Origin of the sequence: uncultured Ferrimonas sp., from assembly GCF_947489035.1 — a bacterium.
Taxonomy (GTDB): domain Bacteria; phylum Pseudomonadota; class Gammaproteobacteria; order Enterobacterales; family Shewanellaceae; genus Ferrimonas.
Window position 1 is genome coordinate 1 of record NZ_CANLCI010000058.1, and the last position, 1,072, is coordinate 1,072.

Annotated in this window: 1 protein-coding gene; it reads right to left on the minus strand. The window is 49.3% G+C overall.

All coding sequences use genetic code 11. From position 1 onward, the window contains the following. Positions 1–167: 167 nt before the first annotated feature. Entirely contained in the window at positions 168–455 is a 288-nt protein-coding gene (locus Q0796_RS18035) for a hypothetical protein (protein ID WP_298445878.1), read from the minus strand. Positions 456–1,072: the final 617 nt, after the last annotated feature.

Sequence of the window (1,072 nt, forward strand, 5' to 3'; positions counted from 1 at the left end):
TCATAGTCACACCTGTTTGTGTATGAGGAGCATGATAACACCTCTAATCAGGTGGCCAGTTTTAGTCTGCCACTACAGGTGAACATACAAAAGAGGATTTAATGCCAAGGTGACTGCTGTTGTGTTTAGGCTCAGTTTCCCTCGGATCGACAGTAAGATTGGTGACGCTAAACAGTGCGGTTAAGCCCCTCCACTCTCCCAGCCATTGCTGGCGCGTAATCATCTACCGCTAAATAACGGCTCAGCCCGATGAACATCATTGATGCCTCACGGAGAGATAATAATTTGGCCACCACGGAAATCGTCGGTTTGTGATTAACTCCAAGCAGGATCCAGTCCCCTACTGTCACCACCGTCTTGCTATTTGATGGCATAAGGCTCAAACGATCCCGTTTCTCGGTGACAACGAGCAAGGGGGTTGGATGCGAGACAGCGAAGAAGAAGTCTGGATACACAAGAACGGATCCCAATGGGCAAAGAACCGTAGTTACCATGCACGGAACCGACATCGGCACCACTTGCCTCAGCAGCCAGAAGTTGCCCGAGCTTATTCAGCCTAAGCGGTGTGCAAGGCGTTCTTCGTCCCAATAGGGATCGAATGAACACAACAAGGGAAGTTTGGCTTCATCATCACTCTGTTTATACGGCCAGCCCGCTAAAGGAATAGCCTCCTATGGGCAGGCAAACAACAACGATGGCAACGATCCGATCACAGATACGGCAACAGAGACAAAATTTGCAGAGCAATGCTTTGGGGGGGGCGAATCAGGGCGTCAGGGGCTCACACATCAGTGAAAGACCAATAGCAACAGCAACAGTAAACTCAGGGAGTTGTATCGCGCTCAGTATTGATGGGGGTAAAAGTATCCGTGGGTAACATCGGTAACTTAAAGTTAGCGTTGTCTCAATGAGGGATGACGTTACATTTTATGCTCTGACGAGCGGGAGGTTTTGCGCGGCTTTCGTCCGGTTTTCTCAAACTCAGCAAAAGCATCAAGATGGTGGGTCGTGAAGGATTCGAACCTTCGACCAATTGGTTAAAAGCCAACTGCTCTACCAACTGAGCTAACGA